Source organism: Stenotrophomonas sp. 01N47 (assembly GCF_056399165.1).
This window is the reverse complement of the sequence record NZ_JBFTQU010000128.1, coordinates 1-335: the sequence shown is the minus strand read 5'-3', so window position 1 is coordinate 335 and position 335 is coordinate 1. Positions and strand designations below refer to the sequence as shown.

1 rRNA gene is annotated in these 335 nt (G+C 55.5%); it reads right to left on the bottom strand.

Annotated features, from left to right (window positions below):
* Window positions 1-10: 10 nt before the first annotated feature.
* Window positions 11-125, bottom strand: a 5S ribosomal RNA gene (rrf, locus tag AC1DKR_RS21530).
* Window positions 126-335: the final 210 nt, after the last annotated feature.

Below are 335 nucleotides of genomic sequence, written 5' to 3'. Positions count from 1 at the left end.
GGGGTATAAACCCTGGCGATGACCTACTCTCGCATGGCTTAGGCCACACTACCATCGGCGCAGCTACGTTTCACTTCCGAGTTCGGGATGGGATCGGGTGGTTCCATAGCGCTAATTTCACCAGGGAGGCGTTTGGAGTGTCGCCTGGACGTCGTGTCTTTGCAGGGGGCGGGCATGGTGCTGCCTGCGTTGCAAAGAGACGCGCCTGAGCGCCTGCCTCTCGTTTGGTCTTGTGACGTAGCGTGCACTTGGATCTATCGACATGTCATGTCGGCCAAGGCAACTTGAGGTTATATGGTCAAGCCTCTCGGATCATTAGTATCAGTTAGCTCAAT